Source organism: Nitratireductor sp. GZWM139 (genome assembly GCF_030068685.1).
GTDB lineage: Bacteria > Pseudomonadota > Alphaproteobacteria > Rhizobiales > Rhizobiaceae > Nitratireductor > Nitratireductor aquimarinus.
In genome coordinates, this window is record NZ_JAMQML010000008.1 from 157,951 (window position 1) to 177,419 (window position 19,469).

Annotated in this window: 18 protein-coding genes; 8 read left to right on the forward strand and 10 right to left on the reverse strand. The window is 63.1% G+C overall.

Features of this window, described 5'->3' with window-relative positions; translation table 11 throughout:
* Positions 1 to 166: 166 nt before the first annotated feature.
* Genes NDI72_RS11995 through NDI72_RS12005 form a run of 3 tightly spaced genes read left to right on the forward strand, consistent with a single transcriptional unit; the run spans position 167 to position 3,992 of the window.
* Positions 167 to 868, forward strand: a complete 702-nt coding sequence (locus NDI72_RS11995; protein ID WP_206548013.1) for a gluconate 2-dehydrogenase subunit 3 family protein — start codon at positions 167 to 169, stop codon at positions 866 to 868.
* A gap of 2 nt (positions 869 to 870) precedes the next feature.
* On the forward strand, positions 871 to 2,640 hold the full coding sequence (locus NDI72_RS12000; RefSeq protein ID WP_113153478.1) for a GMC family oxidoreductase: 1,770 nt from the start codon (positions 871 to 873) through the stop codon (positions 2,638 to 2,640).
* 11 nt (positions 2,641 to 2,651) lie between these two features.
* Entirely contained in the window at positions 2,652 to 3,992 is a 1,341-nt protein-coding gene (locus tag NDI72_RS12005; RefSeq protein WP_283800569.1) for a cytochrome c, read from the forward strand.
* Between the two features lie 187 nt (positions 3,993 to 4,179).
* Here the strand turns inward: NDI72_RS12005 and leuC are convergent, their stop codons facing one another.
* The 9 genes from leuC to NDI72_RS12050 form a co-directional block, all read right to left on the reverse strand.
* Positions 4,180 to 5,595, reverse strand: a complete 1,416-nt coding sequence (leuC, locus tag NDI72_RS12010) for a 3-isopropylmalate dehydratase large subunit (protein ID WP_113153480.1) — start codon at positions 5,593 to 5,595, stop codon at positions 4,180 to 4,182.
* A gap of 395 nt (positions 5,596 to 5,990) precedes the next feature.
* On the reverse strand, positions 5,991 to 6,812 hold the full coding sequence (locus NDI72_RS12015; protein WP_113153482.1) for an amino acid ABC transporter permease: 822 nt from the start codon (positions 6,810 to 6,812) through the stop codon (positions 5,991 to 5,993).
* A gap of 62 nt (positions 6,813 to 6,874) precedes the next feature.
* Positions 6,875 to 7,681 carry a transporter substrate-binding domain-containing protein gene (locus NDI72_RS12020; protein WP_283800570.1) on the reverse strand — a complete coding sequence of 269 codons (807 nt, stop codon included), beginning with the start codon at positions 7,679 to 7,681 and terminating at the stop codon, positions 6,875 to 6,877.
* Positions 7,682 to 7,854: 173 nt separating this feature from the next.
* Positions 7,855 to 8,379, reverse strand: coding sequence for a 50S ribosomal protein L19 (rplS, locus tag NDI72_RS12025; RefSeq protein ID WP_113153484.1), 525 nt, complete (start codon positions 8,377 to 8,379; stop codon positions 7,855 to 7,857).
* Between the two features lie 212 nt (positions 8,380 to 8,591).
* Positions 8,592 to 8,945, reverse strand: a complete 354-nt coding sequence (locus tag NDI72_RS12030) for a DUF4260 domain-containing protein (RefSeq protein ID WP_206545672.1) — start codon at positions 8,943 to 8,945, stop codon at positions 8,592 to 8,594.
* Positions 8,942 to 9,643: a tRNA (guanosine(37)-N1)-methyltransferase TrmD gene (gene trmD / locus NDI72_RS12035; protein WP_206545671.1), complete on the reverse strand. Its 702-nt coding sequence runs from the start codon at positions 9,641 to 9,643 to the stop codon at positions 8,942 to 8,944. The genes NDI72_RS12030 and trmD overlap by 4 nt, the downstream gene beginning before the upstream one ends.
* Positions 9,640 to 10,257 carry a ribosome maturation factor RimM gene (rimM, locus tag NDI72_RS12040; protein ID WP_283800571.1) on the reverse strand — a complete coding sequence of 206 codons (618 nt, stop codon included), beginning with the start codon at positions 10,255 to 10,257 and terminating at the stop codon, positions 9,640 to 9,642. The genes trmD and rimM overlap by 4 nt, the downstream gene beginning before the upstream one ends.
* A gap of 51 nt (positions 10,258 to 10,308) precedes the next feature.
* Positions 10,309 to 10,671, reverse strand: a complete 363-nt coding sequence (locus NDI72_RS12045; RefSeq protein WP_206545669.1) for a cell division protein ZapA — start codon at positions 10,669 to 10,671, stop codon at positions 10,309 to 10,311.
* Positions 10,672 to 10,680: 9 nt separating this feature from the next.
* A complete protein-coding gene (locus NDI72_RS12050; RefSeq protein ID WP_206545668.1) occupies positions 10,681 to 10,953 on the reverse strand; it encodes a DUF4164 domain-containing protein in 273 nt (90 codons plus the stop codon).
* Positions 10,954 to 11,397: 444 nt separating this feature from the next.
* Here NDI72_RS12050 and tkt point away from each other — a divergent pair, with 444 nt between their 5' ends.
* From tkt to NDI72_RS12075, 5 genes are all read left to right on the forward strand, one after another.
* Positions 11,398 to 13,392, forward strand: a complete 1,995-nt coding sequence (gene tkt / locus NDI72_RS12055) for a transketolase (RefSeq protein WP_206545667.1) — start codon at positions 11,398 to 11,400, stop codon at positions 13,390 to 13,392.
* 136 nt (positions 13,393 to 13,528) lie between these two features.
* Positions 13,529 to 14,536, forward strand: coding sequence for a type I glyceraldehyde-3-phosphate dehydrogenase (gene gap / locus NDI72_RS12060; protein WP_113153490.1), 1,008 nt, complete (start codon positions 13,529 to 13,531; stop codon positions 14,534 to 14,536).
* Between the two features lie 139 nt (positions 14,537 to 14,675).
* Positions 14,676 to 16,487: a potassium/proton antiporter gene (locus tag NDI72_RS12065; protein ID WP_283800572.1), complete on the forward strand. Its 1,812-nt coding sequence runs from the start codon at positions 14,676 to 14,678 to the stop codon at positions 16,485 to 16,487.
* Between the two features lie 133 nt (positions 16,488 to 16,620).
* Complete coding sequence (locus NDI72_RS12070) at positions 16,621 to 17,823, forward strand: phosphoglycerate kinase (RefSeq protein ID WP_113153492.1); 1,203 nt, start codon at positions 16,621 to 16,623, stop codon at positions 17,821 to 17,823.
* A 167-nt stretch (positions 17,824 to 17,990) separates the two neighbouring features.
* On the forward strand, positions 17,991 to 19,013 hold the full coding sequence (locus NDI72_RS12075; protein WP_113153493.1) for a class I fructose-bisphosphate aldolase: 1,023 nt from the start codon (positions 17,991 to 17,993) through the stop codon (positions 19,011 to 19,013).
* 244 nt (positions 19,014 to 19,257) lie between these two features.
* Here NDI72_RS12075 and NDI72_RS12080 read toward each other — a convergent pair whose 3' ends face one another.
* A complete protein-coding gene (locus tag NDI72_RS12080) occupies positions 19,258 to 19,419 on the reverse strand; it encodes a hypothetical protein (RefSeq protein WP_204360853.1) in 162 nt (53 codons plus the stop codon).
* Positions 19,420 to 19,469: the final 50 nt, after the last annotated feature.

Here is a 19,469-nt window from a genome sequence, read left to right on the forward strand (position 1 = left end):
CGAAGTTTAAATCGATACAATTCACTGAATGAAAAAACATTACGTCGCGTTATGTTTTCTGGAGCAATAAATTGAAGTTGTTTGTCGAGCGGGCTCGTCCTAGGAGAGGAACATGCTGCCTTTCCCAGGCAGATTGATGTTCAACCCGCTGGCAGGACACCTTCCCATGACTGACATTCCCGGTCTGCCCAGCCGCAGAAGCTTTCTCAAAGGCTCTGCAGCTGGCGTGGCCCTTTCCGCGCTCGCGACCAGTGCAAGCGCCGAGAAGGCCGAAGCCCCGGTTTCCCTCGAAGACTACAAGCGTGAATTTCTGAACGACGCCGAATGGGCGTTCGTGATGGCCGCGACCGCGCGGCTCATCCCGTCCGAAGGCGACGGTCCCGGCGCGATCGAGGCGCGCGTTCCCGTGTTCATCGACCGCCAGCTCGCAGGCGACTATGGCAGCGCCGAAGACTGGTACATGGAAGGCCCGCACGATGCGTCCGCTTCGCCTCAACTGGGCTGGCAGACGCCGCTGACGCCTGCCGAAGTCTACCGTCAGGCCATTCCAGCCTTCGACGCCTGGTGCTCAAAAACCCATGGCGACGTCTTCGCCGGGCTTGAAGCCAGCCAGCAGGACGAGGCGCTGACTGCGCTGCAGAACGGCGATGTGGAACTGCAGCCGGAGGTGCGCGACTTCTTCTCCATTCTGCTTGCTAACACGAAGGAAGGCTATTTCGCCGACCCGATGTATGGCGGCAATCACGGCATGCAGTCGTGGGTCTATATCGGCTTTCCCGGCGCACGCGCCGCATTCCGCGAATGGCCCGAGCGCCACAACATCAGATATCCGCTCGGACCGGTTTCCATCAGCGGCGAGAGGGCTTGATCATGGCGCGTCAGGAAAAGAAGAAAGACGTCGTCATCGTCGGCCTGGGCTGGACCGGCGCCATCGCCGGCATCGAGCTGGCGCAGGACGGCCTTGAGATCGTCGCGCTGGAGCGCGGCCCGGACCAGTCGACCGTGCCGAACTTCAAGTATCCCAACCAGATTGATGAGCTGAAATACGGCGTGCGTCTGAAAATGATGCAGAAGCTGAGCCAGCAGACGGTGACGGTGCGTCGCAATGAAGACGAGACCGCCCGCCCCTACCGCAAGCTCGGCTCTTTCCTGCCGGGCAATGGCGTTGGCGGCGCAGGCACCCACTGGAACGGCCTCAACTGGCGTCCGATGCCGGAAGAGCTGAAGCTGAAATCCTACGTCATCGAAAACTGGGGCGAGGATATCATTGCCGAAGACATGACCATCGGCGATTACCCGGTGAGCTATGACGAACTCGAGCCGTATTTCACGCAGTTCGAGAAAGTGGCGGGCATTTCCGGCTATGCGGGCAATCTCAACGGCGAGATCCGCGAAGGCGGCAACCCGTTCGAGGGCTGGCGCTCCGAGGACTTCCCGATGCCGCCGCTGCCGCGCACATGGGACAGCCAGAAGTTCCACGATGCCTGTATCGCGTCGGGCTACCATCCATTCCCTGCGCCGGCGGGCATCGCCTCCACCGCCTATGTGAACCCCTATGGCATGCAGATGGGGCCGTGCAATTTCTGCGGCTTCTGCGAGCGCTATGGCTGTTACCAGTATTCGAAATCCTCGCCGCAGACGACGATCCTCGATGCGCTGAAGCGCAAGCCGAACTTCTCCTACCGCACCCATTGCGAAGTGCTGCGGGTGGAAATGGCCGAAGACGGCAAGACGGCGACGGGCGTGACCTATTTCGATGAGGAAGCGCAGGAAGAGGTGTTCCAGCCGGCGGATCTGGTGATCCTGTCGAGCTATCAGCTGAACAATGTGCACCTGATGCTCGTCTCCGGCATCGGCGAACCCTATGACCCGGCCACGGGCAAGGGCGTTACCGGCAAGAACTATGCCTACCAGATGAATGGCGGCATCTCGATGTTCTTCGAGGACGACAATTTCAACCCGTTCGTCGGGCATGGCGCCAACGGCACCTGCATCGACGATTTCGCGATCAACCAGATCGATTTCGGCGAAGAAGGCTTCATTGGCGGCGCTTACTGGCGCTCGGGCACGTTCAACGGCCAGCCGATCCGCAACATGCCGCTGCCCAAGGGCACGCCCGCATGGGGCGCAGGCTGGAAAGAGGGCATCGGGCGCTGGTACGGCCACGCCATGTCGATCGGCTCGCACGGCTCGAACCTTGCCTATGCGAACAACTATCTCGACCTCGATCCGAACTATACGGACCGTCATGGCCGTCCGCTGATGCGCATGACCTTCGACTGGCACGACAATGATCTGCGCATGAACCAGTTCATGAAGAGCAAAATGGAGCCGCTCGCCAAATCCATGAACCCGGACATCATGCAGGTCGGCTTCAAGGGACCGGGCGCGCATTATGACGTGCGCCCCTACCAGACGACGCACAACACCGGCGGCCACATCATGTCGGAAACCCCGCAGGAAGGTGTCGTCAACCGCTACTGCCAGGCCTGGGACAAGCACAATGTCTTCGTCATGGGCGCAGGCAATTTCGTGCAGAACACGCAGTACAACCCGACGGGCCTGCTCGGCGGCCTGGCTTACTGGACGGTTCAGGCGATCCGCACCCAGTATCTGCCCAATCCGCGTCCGCTGGTCTGAGGAGCATACAGATGAAAACCTTTCTCAGAATCCTCGCCGGGCTCGTTGTGGTGGGCGTCATCGCCCTTCTGGCATTCGTGTTCGTTCCGGTGAAACGCTCCGCCCCCACCCAGAACCTGGCGGCCGACTGGCAGCCGGAAGAGGGCCAGGGCCAGTATGTGATGTATGCGGGCGACTGCGTGGCCTGCCACACGGCGGAAGGCGGCGAACCGCTGGCCGGCGGCCGCCCCATCGAAAGCCCCATGGGCACGATCTGGTCCACCAACATCACGCCCGATCCGAAGACCGGTATCGGCGGCTGGTCGCTTGACGATTTCCGCGCGGCCATGGTCGACGGCCTGATGCCGGACGGCACGCATCTCTATCCGGCCATGCCGTATGAGAACTTCCGCTTCATGAGCGAGGCGGACATCCGCGCGCTGTACGACTATCTCATGAACGGTGTGGAGCCGGTGGAGAACCGGGTGCAGGCGACGCAACTCGCCTTCCCGTTCAACCAACGCTGGGGCCTGCGCGCCTGGAACTGGATGGCGCTCTCACATGAGGCCGGGTTCAAGCCGCTGGGCGCATCGGACATGCAGGATCGCGGGCAGTATCTGGTGGAGGGTGCGGGCCATTGCGCCGCCTGCCACAGCCCGCGCAACGAGCTGATGATGCAGGACGGTGTGACGGCGAGCCAGAAGACGTTCCTCGCCGGCGGCGTGATCGACGGATGGGAAGCGCCGGCGCTTTATGGTCCCAATTCGACCATTGCGGGCTGGAGCGTTGAAGAGACGGCAAACTATCTGGCCACCGGCCGCAACGCGCATTCTGCCGCCAATGGCGAAATGGCGCTGGTGGTGGAGCATTCGCTCCAGCATCTGACCGACGCGGACAATCTCGCCATCGCCGCCTTCCTTAAGGGCAAGGATGCGGAGACCACCGAGGTGGCCGGCGTGATGAAGGCGATGCCACAGCCAGAAGCGGATGCGGCAGGTGAAGAAACCGCAGCCATGCTGACGGAAGCCAGCCCCGACATGCCGCTCGGACCGCGCCTCTATCTCGACAATTGCTCGGGCTGTCACTTCGTGACCGGCAAGGGCGCGCCGGAGATCTTCCCGGAGCTCGAGAACAACCCGATGGTGGTGAGCGCCGAGGTTGGCCCGCTGATCTCCGTCATTCTGAATGGCGCAGAGGTTCCCTCGACCGAGAAGCGGCCAATGAAGCTCGTGATGCAGGGCTATGCAGAGCGTCTGGACGACGCGGAGGTTGCCGAACTCGTCAACTTCCTGCGCTCCTCCTGGGGCAATGACGCAGCCGCCATCTCGGCGGAGGACGTGGCCAAGGTTCGCGCGGCGCAGTCGACGCACTAGAGCAATTCCAGGAAAAGTGGGAACCGGTTTTCCGTCCGGAATTGCACGAAAACAATGAATTAGAGCGTTTTCAAGACTCAGCGAAAAGCGGAAACGCTCTAGAGCGATTCATCGTTTCAAGACAGCAAAAGAAAAGGCCGGTCGCTGGGACCGGCCTTTTTTATTGGTGCGCGATGCGGTGCGCGGATCAGCCCTTCGGCCACTCGCGGATGTCGACGAAGTGACCGGCGATGGCGGCAGCGGCGGCCATGGACGGCGATACGAGATGCGTGCGGCCCTTGAAGCCCTGACGGCCCTCGAAGTTGCGGTTCGAGGTGGAAGCGCAGCGCTCGCCCGGCTTCAGGCGGTCGTCGTTCATGGCAAGGCACATGGAGCAGCCCGGCTCACGCCAGTCAAAGCCGGCAGCCTTGAAGATCTTGTCGAGACCTTCGGCCTCGGCCTGCGCCTTCACGAGGCCGGAGCCCGGCACGATCATGGCGTTGACGCTGTCCTTGACCTTCTGGCCCTCGGCGACCTTCGCGGCTTCGCGCAGATCCTCGATGCGGCCATTGGTGCAGGAGCCGATGAAGACGCGGTCGACGGCGATGTCGGTGATCTTCGTGCCCGGCGTCAGACCCATATACTCAAGCGCGCGCTTCTTGGAGATACGCTTGGTCTCCTCGGCGATGTCGTCCGGGTTCGGCACGACGCCGGTGACGGAGATGACATCCTCGGGCGAGGAACCCCAGGTGACGATGGGCGGCAGGTTGGCGGCATCGAGACGAACGATGCGGTCATACTCCGCGCCCTCATCGGTGCGCAGCGAATCCCAGTAGGCAAGCGCCTTCTCCCATGCATCGCCCTTCGGCGCGCGCGGGCGGTCCTTGATGTAGGCGTAGGTGGTCTCGTCCGGCGCGATGAGGCCGGCGCGCGCGCCGCCTTCGATCGACATGTTGCAGACGGTCATGCGGCCTTCCATGGAAAGCGCGCGGATTGCCTCGCCGGCATATTCCATGACGTGGCCGGTGCCGCCGGCGGTGCCGATCTCGCCGATGATGGCAAGGATGATGTCCTTGGCGGTGACACCGGCGGGCAGCGCGCCATCGACCTGGATCAGCATGTTCTTGGCGCGACGCTGGATGAGCGTCTGCGTGGCCAGAACGTGCTCGACCTCGGAGGTTCCGATGCCGTGCGCCAGAGCGCCGAACGCGCCATGGGTGGAGGTGTGGCTGTCGCCGCAAACGATGGTCATGCCCGGCAGGGTGAAGCCCTGCTCCGGCCCGACGATGTGGACGATGCCCTGACGCTCGTCATTGGCGTCGTAATATTCGATGCCGAAATCGGCGGCGTTCTTTGCCAGCGCATCAACCTGGATGCGGCTTTCCTCGTTCTTGATGCCGAACTTGCGGTCGGGCGAGGTGGGCACGTTGTGGTCGACGACGGCGAGCGTCTTTTCCGGATGGCGCACATCGCGGCTGGCCATGCGGAGGCCCTCGAAGGCCTGCGGGCTCGTCACCTCGTGCACGAGGTGGCGGTCGATGTAGAGCAGGCAGGTGCCGTCGTCCTGCTGGTCAACCAGGTGGTCGTCGAAAATCTTGTCGTAGAGCGTGCGTGCTTTGGTCATTTTGTTCATCCCTAGCGGAGCGAAATGGAAGGCTGGCCGGCTAATCTCTTGTCTCGTTGCGTTCCCGCGGAGCGTTGCGGACGGGAAGGCCGAGCCGGTTGGCGTGTCCGCCTAAGGCAGTCGGCTCAGAAGCGAGCCGGAAACCCGCGCAAAGAAGCGGCCCGGCAGGCGCTTGACGTCCTGCAGAACAAAGCCCTTGTAGGCCGGATTTCCAAAAAGTGCTTCCATGAGAGGGCTAATACCAGCCTTTCCCGGGCTCGGCAATCTATCCGTGCCGGGCGTCTTCGGCAGAAGGCAAATGCCTGCCGCAATGCGCGCATGACGGCAGGAATTGCGCTACCGGGGCATGGGCGCGACAGCCGGCCCCGGTTGCGGTGGTCTCCAGGGTCAGGACCCTAACGCTTTGCCTGATTCTTGCGCAGGCGCTGTTCCAGCCCGCGCAGGGCCAGCGACAGGCCGATGGTCAGGATGAGATAGATATAGGCGACAATCGAGTAGGTTTCGAAGAAGCGAAACGAGCCCGAAGCGTAGATCTTGCCCATCTGGGTAATGTCGGCGACGCCGAGCACGGAGACCAGCGAGGAATCCTTGACCATCGCCACGAAATCATTGCCGAGCGGCGGCAGGATGGTGCGGATCGCCTGCGGAAGGACAATGAGGCGGAAGCGCTGGAAGCGCGACAGACCGAGCGCCTTGGCGGCTTCGATCTGGCCTTCGTCAACCGACTGGATGCCGGCGCGGAAAACCTCGGCGATGAAGGCCGAATAACCGATGGTGAGCGCGATGATGGCGCGCCACAGAAGTGAAATGTCGCGCACCCGTAACTCGCCGAGAACGCCCGCCTCCTGCAAAGGCGCGGTGACCGCATTCCAGCCGGTGACGATGATCGGAACACCGGCAAAGGCGATCCAGAACAGGAGCACCAGAACGGGGACGCCGCGAATGATCTCCACGTAGAAACGGGCGATCTGGCGCAGCACCAGAGATCCGGACAGGCTCATCAGCGCCATGCCAAGGCCGACGGCCGTGGCCAGCGCAAAGCCCACCACCGTGACGAAAACGGTGATGCCGATGCCCTTGGAAACGATGGAGAAGACCTGCGCGTAGAGTTCGCTGGTGGCAATGAGGATTGCGACGCCGACGGCGATGACCCCGGCGGCAACAAGCCACCAGGGGAAATCGCGTTTGGCGGCGGGTCTGGAACCGGACACCGCCATGGGCTCTAGAGTTTCCTCGACGGGCGGCCGGTCAGGCCGGCAGGACGCGGGGCAACCACGTCCTATTCACCCATCTTGTATTCAAGGAACCATTTCTTGTTGAGGGCGTCGAGCGTGCCGTCGGCCTTCATGGCGGCGATGGCAGCGTTGACGGGTTCGACCAGATCGGAGCCCTTGGCGAAGATGAAGCCGAAATCCTCGGAGCCGAGGGCCTCGTTGAAGAGCTGGAGAGCGCCATCGGAGGCATCGACATAGCCCTGGCCGCCGGTGCTGTCGGTCAACACCATGTCGACATCGCCGGAGCGCAGCGCCTGAACGGACGCGCCAAAGGTCTCGAAAAGCTTGATGCGCGGATTGGCTTCGTTGCCGTCGAGCACTTCATAGACGGCGGTGTAGAAGGGCGAGGTGCCGGGCTGTGCGCCCACCAGACCGTCTTCATAGGCCGCGAAGCTTTCAGCGTCGGAGAAATTGTCTTCGTCGCTGCGCACAAGCATGAACATTTCGGAGCGCAGATAGGGGGCGGAGAAATCCACCTTTTCCTTGCGGTCGTCACGAATGGTGATGCCGGTCATGCCGATGTCGTACTGACCGTCGGCAACCGACTGGATCATCGCGTCCCAGCTCGTGTTCTGGTAGGTGAGCGAGAAATTGAGACGCTTGGCGATCTCGTTCATCGCATCGTATTCCCAGCCGATCTGCTCGCCCGACTTGGGGTCGATGAACTGAAGCGGCGGGTAGGCATTCTCCGTGACCACCACGACTTCACGACCCTCAAGGTCGGGCAGCGTATCGGCAGCGACGGCAAAACCGGAAAACATGAAAGCGGCAGCGGCGAAGGACGCAGCCTGAAGGGACGTAAGCAACGTCATGGACCAATCTCCCTGTGGCGGACCGATGCTCGGCCGGGTGATGGTCTTTTCCTTAAAGCAGAGTGTTTCCCAGTAAAAGAGCCAGAATGACGGCAAGCGCCGTAAAGGAAACCAATCAAAACAAAAAAGGCGCACCGAAGTGCGCCTTTCTTAAAAACCCAATGCCGGAGAGACTACTCGGCGTTGTTCTCTGCAGCAGCAGCTTCCTGCGCCTTGGCGGCTTCTTCAGCTGCCTTCTCGGCGGCCAGAGCCTCGGCGGCAGCGCGCTTCTCAGCTTCGATGCGCGCCTTTTCTTCGGCAGCAGCCTGACGCACGGAATCGTTGAGACGACGGGCGCGGACGCTGGTGTTCTCGGTGATGCGTGCGGACTTACCGCGACGGTCGCGCAGGTAGTAGAGCTTCGCGCGGCGAACCTTACCGCGGCGGACCACCTCTACGCCCTCGACGAGCGGGGAGTAGATCGGGAACACGCGCTCGACGCCTTCGCCGTAGGAAATCTTGCGAACGGTGAAGTTCTCGTGGATGCCGGCGCCGGAGCGGGCAATGCAGACACCTTCATAGGCCTGCACGCGGGTGCGGGTGCCTTCGGTGATGCGAACCAGAACGCGAACCGTGTCGCCGGGCTGGAATTCGGGAATCTTGCGCTGAGCTTCGATTTTCTCGGCCTGCTCGGCCTCAAGCTGACGGATAATGTCCATCTCACTGTCCTCTTGTTCTTCTCGAACCGTCAGAGCGCTCATCCCAATGGCAGTTGTGCACCGCCTGAAGAGTGCCCTCCCAAAGGAGGAACAGGAGCGAATTCACGTGTTCTTTGGTTAGATCCAAACCGGCCGGAGCCGTTACGTTGGGTGCGCATACACGACATTGCGGGGAGAATCAATATGGAACGGCGGCTGCCGCGCCCGAAATCTCAGTCCGAACCGATCCGCCCCAGATGCGTATCACGAAACCCGCTCTCATGTTTCAGCCCGTAGCCAAGCGCGCGGTCTGCGCCGATATGGGCGGCGAGAATGAGCGCCAGATGCGTGGCGAGCGGCGCGTCCAGCACCAGTCCGACGAGATAGACGAAAACCGGAGCAGGCCAGGCATGGACGAGATTGTAGCACCATGCGCCGACGCGCGGGCCTGCGAGATAGCCCAGCATGGCGAGATCCGGCGCAAACAGAAGCATGGCGAACAGCCACCAGTTGCCGCCGGAAAGCTGATAGAGAATAAGGGCGAGAACCGCCAGAGATGCGCCCTCGAGCCGCAGAAGGCGTTTCACTTTCCGCCGTCCTTATAAGCCGCCCAGAGATCGGGACGGCGCTCGCGCGTCAGCCTTTCGGCCTCTTCGCGCCGCCAGGCGGCGATTTTCGCATGATTGCCCGACAACAGGATCTCCGGGATCGGACGATCCTCGAAGAGCTGCGGGCGCGTGTATTGCGGGTGCTCCAGAAGACCACCCTCGAAGCTCTCTTCGTCGCCGGACGCATCATTGCCCATGACGCCGGGCAGAAGCCGGATCACTGCATCGAGCAGAACCAGCGCTGCCGGCTCGCCGCCGGAGAGCACGTAATCGCCGATGGAAACCTCTTCGAGACCGCGCGCCTCGATCAGACGCTGGTCAACGCCCTCGAAACGGCCGCACAGAATGACCGCGCCCGGACCGGCCGCCAGCTCACGCACGCGCTGCTGGTCGAGCGGGCGGCCACGCGGGCTCATCAAAAGGCGGGGACGCGGATCATCGGCCGGCGCGGCATCGTCGATGGCGCGCGCCAAGACGTCGGCGCGCATGACCATGCCTGCGCCGCCGCCAGCCGGCGTGTCATCGACATTGCGGTGCTTGCTCGTGGCGTAATCGCGGATCTGGACCGTTTCCAGAGACCAGCGACCGGCCTCGCGCGCCTTTCCGGCAAGCGAGAGGTCAAGCGAACCGGGAAACATTTCGGGATAGAGAGTGAGGATCGTTGCGCGAAAACTCACGGCGCATCCCCATCGCCCGGCATGTCTGGATTGTCTGGCCCGCCCGCATCGTCAAGACCATCGGCATCGTCCAGATCGTCGGCATCCTCATCATCGACAAGGCCGGCAGCGACGCGGTCGATCTCGACGAGCCCCTCGGAGACGCGCACCTGAGGCACGGCAGCCTGCGTGAAGGGAACCATCGCCATTCCGCCCACGGCCAGCGCGACTTCCATGATGTCGCCGCCGCCGAAATCATGCAGCGCCTGAACCCTGCCGACGCGCTCGCCCTCGCCGTCGATGACGGAAAGGCCGATCAGGTCGGCATGATAAAACTCGTCTTCCTCAAGATCGGCGGGCAGTGCGGCCCGCTCGACAAAGAGAGCCGTGCCGTTCAACGCCTCGGCGGCGGTGCGGTCGCCCACCTCGGCGAAGCGGGCCACCACCACATTCTTGGCGGGGCGCACATTCAGAACGGTCAGGGTTCGGCCATCCCCGGTGGAGAGCGGACCGTAATCGCCAATGGCCAGGGGATCGCCGGTGAATGTCTTCACCCGCACTTCGCCGCGCAGGCCCTGCGGGGCGCCGATGACGGCGAGCTGGACGCGGGTATCGTTCTTGCTTGGTTTCTTCATGTGCCTGACTTGCCATTGCCCAAATCGGGGAAAACAGGCTTATGCGTCGTTTTACGGCTTGCCGGCAAGCTTGTCGGCGAGAGTTTCCATGCGTGTGGCAAGATCGCCCAGCATGCCGGTGACGGCGGAATCGTTCCGGTCAGCCTGGCTGACCGCCTCGTCGCGCGTCTTGCGGAGCGTGTTGATCTCGCCCTCCATGCCGCGCGTCTTCTTCTGCAGTTCCACCAGCTCGTCCATGACCATGATGCCGGCCATGACCGCAAGACGGTGGTCGCCGATCTCACCGAACGCATCTTTCAGATGCGTGATGTAGCGGTCGAAACGCTGCGCGAGATTGACGAGATGATCTTCCTGCCCCTCATCGCAGGCCATGCGATAGGACTTGCCGTCAATGGTGACCGTAACCTGTGCCATCGCTTCGCCCTACCGATCCAGCACGGCACGGATCGTTTCCATGGCCGTGACCAAACGCCGCGAAACCTCGCGGTTCACCTCTTCGAGCCGCTGGGCCCGCGCTTCGGACTTGTCTATTTCCTGGGCCAGTCGCGCGCGATCGGCATTCATGCGCTGCACTTCGGCATCGGAATCGACAAATTCCCGATCCCGCTCCAGCCGGGCGTCAACCGCATCCTCAAGCGAGGACATGGCCTTGTCCAGCCGACCGATCACCTCCTTGAGCGTGTTGTCACCACTCATGGCCGCCAACCCCAGTCCTGCATTTCCGGAAGGCGCCCGCCGCATATGCGACGCCGGCACGGATTGTCCGAAAATGTTTTGACACAGGCAATCTTGCTTACTCTCTCTCGCCAAACTGCGCGATGCGCCCGCCTCCCCCGCGCAAACGCCACTGGCTGTCTGCCGGGACGGTGAACGCGAATCGCTGGCGTTACTATACAGTTACGCCCAAAAGATTAGGCGCCGGGTGAAGCCCCCGTCAACAAAACACGTCGGCTAATCCCCCAAATTGGTGTAACAAGGTTGATACATAACGCTCCTCCCCCAGCGGCAGACAATCTGGTGAAAACGGCCCCTTTGTTGACTTCAAGGCCGCAAATGCTATGTGTCGCCTGCTTTTTCCAAGGGGTCAGCGCTGCCCAGGCAGCGCCCCGATAACTGCCTTATGCGGACCAGCGAGCAATCATGATCTCACGCGACAAACACGACCGGATGGCCAATGCGATCCGCTTCCTTTCCATGGATGCGGTAGAGAAAGCCAAATCGGGCCATCCCGGACTGCCCATGGGCGCAGCCGATATCGCCACTGTGCTTTTCACCCGCTTCATGAAGCATGACCCGAAAAACCCGAACTGGGCCGACCGCGACCGGTTCGTTCTTTCGGCCGGTCATGGATCGATGCTGCTCTATTCGCTGCTCTACCTGCTGGGCTACGAAGACATCACGATCGATGAGATCAAGAATTTCCGCCAGCTCGGCTCGCGCACGGCCGGCCACCCGGAATTCGGCCACGCAGCCGGCATCGAGACGACGACCGGCCCGCTCGGCCAGGGTTTTGCAAACTCCGTCGGCATGGCGATTGCCGAGCGCGTTCTGAACGCCCGCTTCGGCAATGATCTGGTTGACCACTACACCTATGCGCTGGCCGGCGACGGCTGCCTGATGGAAGGCATCAGCCAGGAGGCACTGACGCTGGCGGGCCACCTGAAGCTCAACAAGCTGATCGTGCTGTTCGACGACAACAACATCTCCATCGATGGCGAGATCTCGCTGACCGATTCCACCGACCAGTGCGCCCGTTTCGAGGCTTCCGGCTGGAACACGATCCGCTGCGACGGCCATGACCCGGAAGCGATTGCTGCCTCGATCGAAGCCGCGAAGGCTTCCGACAAGCCGACCCTGATCGCCTGCCGCACGACCATCGGTTTCGGCGCTCCGACCAAATCGGGCACCGCGAAGGTTCACGGCGCGCCGCTGGGTGCGGAAGAGATCGCCGGCGCGCGCAAGGCGCTTGGCTGGGACGCAGAGCCCTTCACGATCCCCTCCGACATTCTCGACGACTGGCGTCTGGCCGGCCTGCATTCGGCAAAGGACCGCAAGGCCTGGGAAGACCGCCTTGCTGCAGCCGACGCCGAGACGCGCGGCGAGTTTGAGCGCCGCATGCGTGGCGACCTGCCGGAGAACTTTGACGCGGCCATGGTCGAGTACAAGGAGAAGCTTGCAGCCGAGCCGCCGAAAGTGGCCAGCCGCAAGGCCTCCGAAATGGCGCTGGAAGCAATCAACGCCGTGCTGCCGGAAACCATTGGCGGCTCGGCCGACCTGACCGGCTCCAACAACACCAAGACGAGCCAGACCGGCCCGATCAGCGCCGACGACTTCTCCGGCCGCTACGTGCATTACGGCATCCGCGAGCATGCAATGGCCGCGGCCATGAACGGCATGACGCTGCATGGCGGCATCATTCCCTATGGCGGCACGTTCATGACGTTCTCGGACTATGCCCGTCCGGCCATGCGTCTGGCCTCGCTGATGCAGATCCGCTCCATCTTCGTGATGACGCATGATTCCATCGGCCTTGGCGAAGACGGCCCGACCCACCAGCCGGTGGAGCATCTGGCCGCGCTGCGCGCGATCCCGAACCATTTCGTGTTCCGTCCGGCCGATGCGGTGGAGACCGCCGAGTGCTGGCAGGTGGCCGTTGAAAGCCGCAAGACGCCTTCGACGCTCGCCCTGTCGCGCCAGAACCTGACGCCCGTGCGCACCAGCCACGAAGCGGACAATCTGAGCGCCCGCGGCGCATACGAGCTGGCCGGTTCGGAAGACGACGCCAAGGTGACGCTGTTCGCCACCGGCTCGGAAGTGGAAATCGCCATGGACGCCAAGGCGCTTCTGGATGCCGCCGGCCTCCCGGCCCGCGTCGTCTCGGTGCCCTGCTTCGAGCTGTTCGAGCAGCAGAGCGAAGACTACCGCAAGGCCGTGACCGGCAATGCGCCGGTGAAGATCGCCATCGAGGCCGGCATTCGCCAGGGCTGGGATGCGATCATCGGTTCCGACGGCGTGTTCATCGGCATGACCGGCTTTGGCGCAAGCGCGCCCGCACCGGAGCTCTACAAGCATTTCGGCATCACCGCCGAGGCCGCTGCCAGCGCCGCGCAGAAGCGGCTCGCAGAGCTCGGTTGAGGCCTATAGCGGCCTTATCAGGGTCCGGGGCGGGCGAATGCCTGCCCCGCCATCTGGATTCTTGCCTCTTGCGCCGCTATGAAGCGGCGTCTCTTTCCGTGCCAGCGCACGGCCACCCACCTGCCGGAGGAAGTTCATGACCGTCAAAGTAGCCATCAACGGATTTGGCCGCATCGGCCGCAATATCGTACGCGCGATCTACGAGTCGGGCCGCAAGGACATCGACATTGTCGCGATCAACGATCTCGGCCCCGTCGAGACCAACGCTCACCTGCTGCGCTATGACAGCGTGCATGGCCGCTTCCCTTCCGAGGTGAAGGTCGACGGCGACACGATCAGCATCGGCTCCGACTCCTTCAAAGTGTTCGCCGAGCGCGACCCGTCCAAGCTGCCGTGGGGCGAGCTGGGCGTTGACATCGTGATGGAGTGCACCGGCATCTTCACCTCCAAGGAGAAGGCTTCGCTGCACCTGCAGGCCGGCGCAAAGCGCGTTCTGGTTTCGGCTCCGGCCTCCGGCGCGGACCTGACGGTCGTTTACGGCGTCAACCATGACAAGCTCTCCAGCGAGCACCTGATCGTCTCCAACGCTTCCTGCACCACCAACTGCCTGGCTCCGGTGGCCAAGGTCCTGAACGACGCCTTCGGCATCGAGAAGGGCTTCATGACGACGATCCACGCCTATACGGGCGACCAGCCGACCCTCGACACAATGCACAAGGACCTCTACCGCGCCCGCGCGGCAGCCATGTCCATGATCCCGACCTCGACCGGCGCGGCCAAGGCCGTTGGCCTCGTCCTGCCGGAGCTCAATGGCAAGCTGGACGGCGTCTCCGTGCGCGTGCCGACCCCGAATGTCTCGGTCATCGACTTCAAGTTCGTGCCGAGCAAGAAGGTCACCGTCGAAGAGATCAACAACGCGCTCGTGGCGGCTGCCGACGGCCAGCTGAAGGGCATTCTCGCCTACACCAACGAGCCGCTGGTCTCCATCGACCTGAACCACAACCCGGCCTCCTCCACCTTCGCGCTCGACCAGACGAAGGTGATCGACGGCGACTTGGTTCGCGTCATGTCCTGGTACGACAATGAATGGGGCTTCTCCAACCGCATGGCCGACACGGCGGTTGCGTTCGGAAAGACCATCTAACTCCATTCTCACGCCTTTTCAGAACGCCCGGCCATCGCGCCGGGCGTTTTTCTTTTGTCCATGCCCTTGCATCTCACTTCCGCCGCATCCTTTATGAAAAAGAACAGCAACTTGCGACGAAGTGGATGAAGAGAGGCGGATGGATCAGGGCATTTACGTCATAACGCTGGTGGGCACGGCGCTTGTGCTCTTTGCCGCGTTCTCGAGCCTGATCGCCTTTCGCTTCGGCGCACCGCTGCTTCTCATCTTTCTCGGCATTGGTCTGGCCGCCGGAACGGACGGGCTGGGCCTCGATTTCGACAATGCAGCCGTCGCCTATTTCATCGGCTCGCTGGCGCTGGCGGTGATCCTGTTCGATTCGGGCTTCGGCACATCGGTGGCCGCCTTCCGACAGGCCGCCGCCCCTGCGCTCGTGCTGGCGACAATCGGCGTCTTGATGACGGCCGGGCTGGTCGGCGTCGCCGCCTATTACGTGACCGGCTTCGGCTGGCTGGAATCCCTTCTGCTCGGCGCGACCGTGGCCTCGACAGACGCAGCGGCCGTGTTCTTTCTGCTGCGGGTGGGCAACATCTCCGTGCGCGAGCGGGTGCGCTCCACGCTGGAAGTGGAGTCGGGCTCGAACGACCCGATCGCCATCTTTCTCACGCTTTCGCTTGTCGGGCTGATCGCCAGCGGCGAGGCGATGCAGGCGGACACGCTGGCCGCCGATGTGGCCATCGGCTTTCTGCAGCAGATGGGCATCGGCCTGATGGCCGGGCTTGTTGGCGGCTGGAGCATCGTGCGGCTGGTGGTGAAGCTCAAGCTGGAACAGGGGCTGCTGCCGATTTTCGTGCTGGCGCTCTCGCTTCTGGTGTTTGCGCTGGCCGGGGCGATGGGCGGATCGGGCTTCCTCGCCGTGTATGTGGCGGGTCTGATCGCCGGCAATGCGAAACTGCGCTCGACCGCCATGCTGAAGCGCTTTCAGGACGGCGTGACCTGGCTGGCGCAGATCATCATGTTTCTCGTGCTCGGCCTGTTCGCCACGCCGTCGCAATTCGCCGACATCATTCTGCCGGCGCTGTTCATCGGCCTGTTCCTGATCTTCGTCGCCCGGCCGCTGGCCGTGACGCTGTGCCTTGCGCCGTTCCGATTCTCGCCCGCCGAGAGCGCCTTCGTCTCGTGGGTGGGCCTGCGCGGGGCCGTGTCGATCCTGCTGGCGATCACGCCGCTGATCGATGAGCTGCCGAACGGACGGGCGCTGTTCAACATCGTCTTCATCATCGTGCTGGTGTCGCTGATCGTGCAGGGCTGGACGGTGGGACCGCTGGCGCGCCGGCTGGGACTGACGCTGCCGCCGCGCATGGGGCCGCTGAACAAGGTGGAGCTGGAACTGCCCGGCTCCGCCCGCCACGAGCTTCTGGCCTATCGCGTGGTGGCGGGAAGCCCGGTGGAGCGCGGCCAGCGCATTCCACGCTGGGCGAAACCCTCGCTCGTGGTGCGCGACGGGCGCTCCATGACCTATCAGTATGCGGGACGGCTTTCCGCCGGAGACCATGTCTACATCTTCGTGCCGGACCGCTATCCGCGCCTGCTCGACCGGCTGTTTGCAAGCCCGGTGGAAATGGACCCGGAGGATGCGGACTTCTTCGGCGCGTTCTCGGTCGATCCCGCACGCCCGGCCTCTGACATCGAGGCGGCTTATGCGCCGGGGCTGAGCGAGGACGAGCAGAAGAAGACCATTGCCGAACTGATGCGCGAGCGGCTTGGCGGGCGCGCTGAATATGGCGACCGCGCAACGCTTGGCGAGATCGAGTTGATCGTGCGCGATGTGGACGAGGACGGGCGCGTCATCGCCGCCGGACTTTCGGTGGAGCCGCAGGCCCCCGAGGTGCGCGTGCCGCTTCTGCTCAGCCCGCGCGACCTGATGCGCCGGATTTTCCGCAGGAAGCCCCGCCCCGACGCCGGCTCATAATCACTGCGCCATCTTGCGCCCGGCGCGCGGCGCTGTATGGTCGCCAGCGAATTTACATCACCGTTCCACCAGCGGTTCAGACGGTCGACACAATGCACCGTTTCAGAACCCACACAGGAGACAGCGACGCGCCATGCCGGACTTCAAGACCCTTGACGACCTCAACGACATTGCAGGCAAGCGCGTGCTGGTGCGCGTCGATCTGAACGTTCCGGTGAAGGACGGCAAGGTCAGCGACACCACCCGCATCGAACGCGTGATGCCGACCATCACGGAACTGTCTGGCAAGGGCGCGAAGGTCATCCTGATGGCGCATTTCGGCCGCCCGAAGGGCAAGGCCGATCCGGCTGCCTCGCTGGAGCCCATCGCCTACGCCGTGGAGAGCGTGCTCGACCACCGCGTTCATTTCGCCAAGGACTGCATTGGCGCACCGGCGGCTGAGGCCATTGCCGAAATGGCCAATGGCGACATTCTGCTTCTGGAGAACACCCGCTTTCATGCCGGCGAAGAACAGAACGATGCCGAATTCGCCCGGGCGCTGGCCGAGAATGGCGACCTCTATGTGAACGACGCCTTTTCGGCTGCACACCGCGCCCACGCCTCGACCGAGGGCCTCGCCCACCTGCTGCCGGCCTATGCGGGCCGCACCATGCAGGCAGAGCTCGAAGCGCTTGAGAAGGGCCTTGGCCAGCCGGCGCGGCCGGTGCTGGCCATTGTCGGCGGTGCAAAGGTTTCCACCAAGATCGACCTCCTGATGAACCTGGTGAAGAAGGTGGACGCGCTGGTGATCGGCGGCGGCATGGCCAACACATTCCTCGCCGCGCGCGGCACGGAAGTGGGCAAATCGCTGTGCGAACACGACCTGGCGAAGACCGCCAAGCAGATCATGATCGAGGCTGCGGAAGCCGGCTGCGCGCTGATCCTGCCGGTGGACGCCGTGGTGGCGCGCGAATTCAAGGCCGGCGCGGAAAGCGAAGTGGTGGCCATCGACAACGTTCCGGCGGACGCCATGATCCTCGATGTGGGCCCGAAGAGCGTCGAGAAGGTCAATGAGTGGCTGGACCGCGCCGACACGGTGGTCTGGAACGGCCCGCTGGGCGCATTCGAGATCGAGCCGTTCGATGCGGCAACCGTTGCCGCTGCAAAGCACGCAGCACACCGCACCGGCGAAGGACTGCTCGTCTCGGTGGCCGGTGGCGGCGACACGGTGGCGGCGCTCAACCATGCCGGTGTCGCAGACGCATTCTCCTACGTCTCGACCGCTGGCGGTGCGTTTCTGGAATGGATGGAAGGCAAGGCGCTGCCCGGCGTCGTTGCGCTTTCGAAATCCGCTTAGATCGATTGAATTCGCTTCGTTTCACAGGTCAGGAGCCACTTTTCACCCCTGCGTTAAGCAAAGTGTGAATAGTCTGTCATTTCAATCGATTAGGGATTGAGAGGGCGCATTCCGTTTGCCGGGCGCATCTGCTATGCGCCCGGGTATGAACAGACAGGAGACCTGAAATGAGCGAACGGCTTGAGGATATTGCAGCCGCCATGGTGACCCCGGGACAGGGGATTCTGGCAGCGGACGAAAGCTCCGGCACCATCAAGAAGCGCTTCGACACGATCGGCCTCGAGTCGACGGAAGAGAACCGTCGCGACTATCGCGAGATGATGTTCCGCGCCGACGATGCGATGAAGAACTGCATCTCCGGCGTCATCCTCTACGACGAGACGATCCGCCAGAAGGCAGCCGACGGCACGCCGCTGGTCGATCTCATCAAGGCCTCCGGCGCAGTGCCGGGCATCAAGGTCGATGGCGGCGCGAAGCCGCTGGCCGGCTTTGAAGGTGAAACCATCACCGAGGGCCTCGACGGCCTGCGTGACCGCCTCAACGAGTATTACGGCCTTGGCGCGCGCTTCGCCAAATGGCGCGGCGTGATCTCGATCTCCAACGACCTCCCGCGCTGGGGCGCGGTGAAGCAGAACGCACAGGCGCTCGCGCGCTATGCGGCTCTCTGCCAGGAAGCCGGCATCGTGCCGATCGTCGAGCCGGAAGTGCTGATGGACGGCAAGCCGGGCGATCACTCCATCGACCGCTGCTATGAAGTCACCGAGTGGGTTCTGAAGACCGTCTTCGACGAGCTCTACGACGCGCGCGTTTCGCTTGAGGGCATGGTGCTGAAGCCGAACATGGTCATCGACGGCAAGAACGCCCGCAAGGCGAGCCGCGAAGAAGTGGCCGAGAAGACCGTGCGCTGCCTGAAGTCGACCGTTCCGGCCGCCGTGCCGGGCATCGCCTTCCTCTCCGGCGGCCAGTCGGACGAAGAAGCGACGGCGCATCTCTCGCTCATGAATGCCGGCTTCGACATGCCGTGGGCGCTGACCTTCTCCTATGGTCGTGCGCTGCAGGCCGCCGGCCTGAAGGCATGGGGCGGCAAGAAGGAAAACGTCGCTGCCGCGCAGCAGGCCTTCGGCCACCGCGCGAAGATGAACAGCCTCGCCGCCACCGGCAAGTGGGAGCCTGGCCTCGAAGCCGCCTGATCAGCAGGTATCGAGAAAGCATTGGAACGGCCCGTCGGCGACTGTCGGCGGGCCGTTTTCTTTTGGGTGCCAGGGTGGGTGCTGGGGTGGTGCAGGGCTGCTGCTCAGAGCAGTTCATCGTTTCATGGAAACGCTGCTCTGCTCCATATGCCTGTTTCGCCGCATTTATGCGGCCGTCAGGTGATTCCACCTGACTGCAAAATGCTCCAGAGCAGTTCAGTGTTTCACGGGAATCACCTGCGCCCTACTCGCCCCCGCGCAGAAGGATGGTGAGCGAGACCGCGCCAAGCGCGATCAGGGCGAGCTTCCAGAAGTCGGCACGGCGCTTCAGGCCCGGAAGGCCGAGCGGCCGGATGATGTGCACGATCATCATCGCCAGAATGAGCAGGAGCAGGATCTTGGTCATGACGGTCCGATTCGGGAAACCATAGCCCCTTGTGCCCGCTGCCGGCCCCA

Coding starts and splice junctions, on each gene's coding strand:
- leuC (WP_113153480.1), bottom strand. CDS start 5,595: ATGACCAAAGCACGCACGCTCTACGACAAGATTTTCGACGACCACCTG.
- NDI72_RS12065 (WP_283800572.1), top strand. CDS start 14,676: ATGGATCAGGGCATTTACGTCATAACGCTGGTGGGCACGGCGCTTGTG.
- NDI72_RS12070 (WP_113153492.1), top strand. CDS start 16,621: ATGCCGGACTTCAAGACCCTTGACGACCTCAACGACATTGCAGGCAAG.
- NDI72_RS12080 (WP_204360853.1), bottom strand. CDS start 19,419: ATGACCAAGATCCTGCTCCTGCTCATTCTGGCGATGATGATCGTGCAC.
- gap (WP_113153490.1), top strand. CDS start 13,529: ATGACCGTCAAAGTAGCCATCAACGGATTTGGCCGCATCGGCCGCAAT.
- NDI72_RS12005 (WP_283800569.1), top strand. CDS start 2,652: ATGAAAACCTTTCTCAGAATCCTCGCCGGGCTCGTTGTGGTGGGCGTC.
- NDI72_RS12050 (WP_206545668.1), bottom strand. CDS start 10,953: ATGAGTGGTGACAACACGCTCAAGGAGGTGATCGGTCGGCTGGACAAG.
- NDI72_RS12000 (WP_113153478.1), top strand. CDS start 871: ATGGCGCGTCAGGAAAAGAAGAAAGACGTCGTCATCGTCGGCCTGGGC.
- NDI72_RS12075 (WP_113153493.1), top strand. CDS start 17,991: ATGAGCGAACGGCTTGAGGATATTGCAGCCGCCATGGTGACCCCGGGA.
- rimM (WP_283800571.1), bottom strand. CDS start 10,257: ATGAAGAAACCAAGCAAGAACGATACCCGCGTCCAGCTCGCCGTCATC.
- rplS (WP_113153484.1), bottom strand. CDS start 8,379: ATGGACATTATCCGTCAGCTTGAGGCCGAGCAGGCCGAGAAAATCGAA.
- NDI72_RS12045 (WP_206545669.1), bottom strand. CDS start 10,671: ATGGCACAGGTTACGGTCACCATTGACGGCAAGTCCTATCGCATGGCC.
- tkt (WP_206545667.1), top strand. CDS start 11,398: ATGATCTCACGCGACAAACACGACCGGATGGCCAATGCGATCCGCTTC.
- NDI72_RS12020 (WP_283800570.1), bottom strand. CDS start 7,681: ATGACGTTGCTTACGTCCCTTCAGGCTGCGTCCTTCGCCGCTGCCGCT.
- NDI72_RS11995 (WP_206548013.1), top strand. CDS start 167: ATGACTGACATTCCCGGTCTGCCCAGCCGCAGAAGCTTTCTCAAAGGC.
- NDI72_RS12015 (WP_113153482.1), bottom strand. CDS start 6,812: ATGGCGGTGTCCGGTTCCAGACCCGCCGCCAAACGCGATTTCCCCTGG.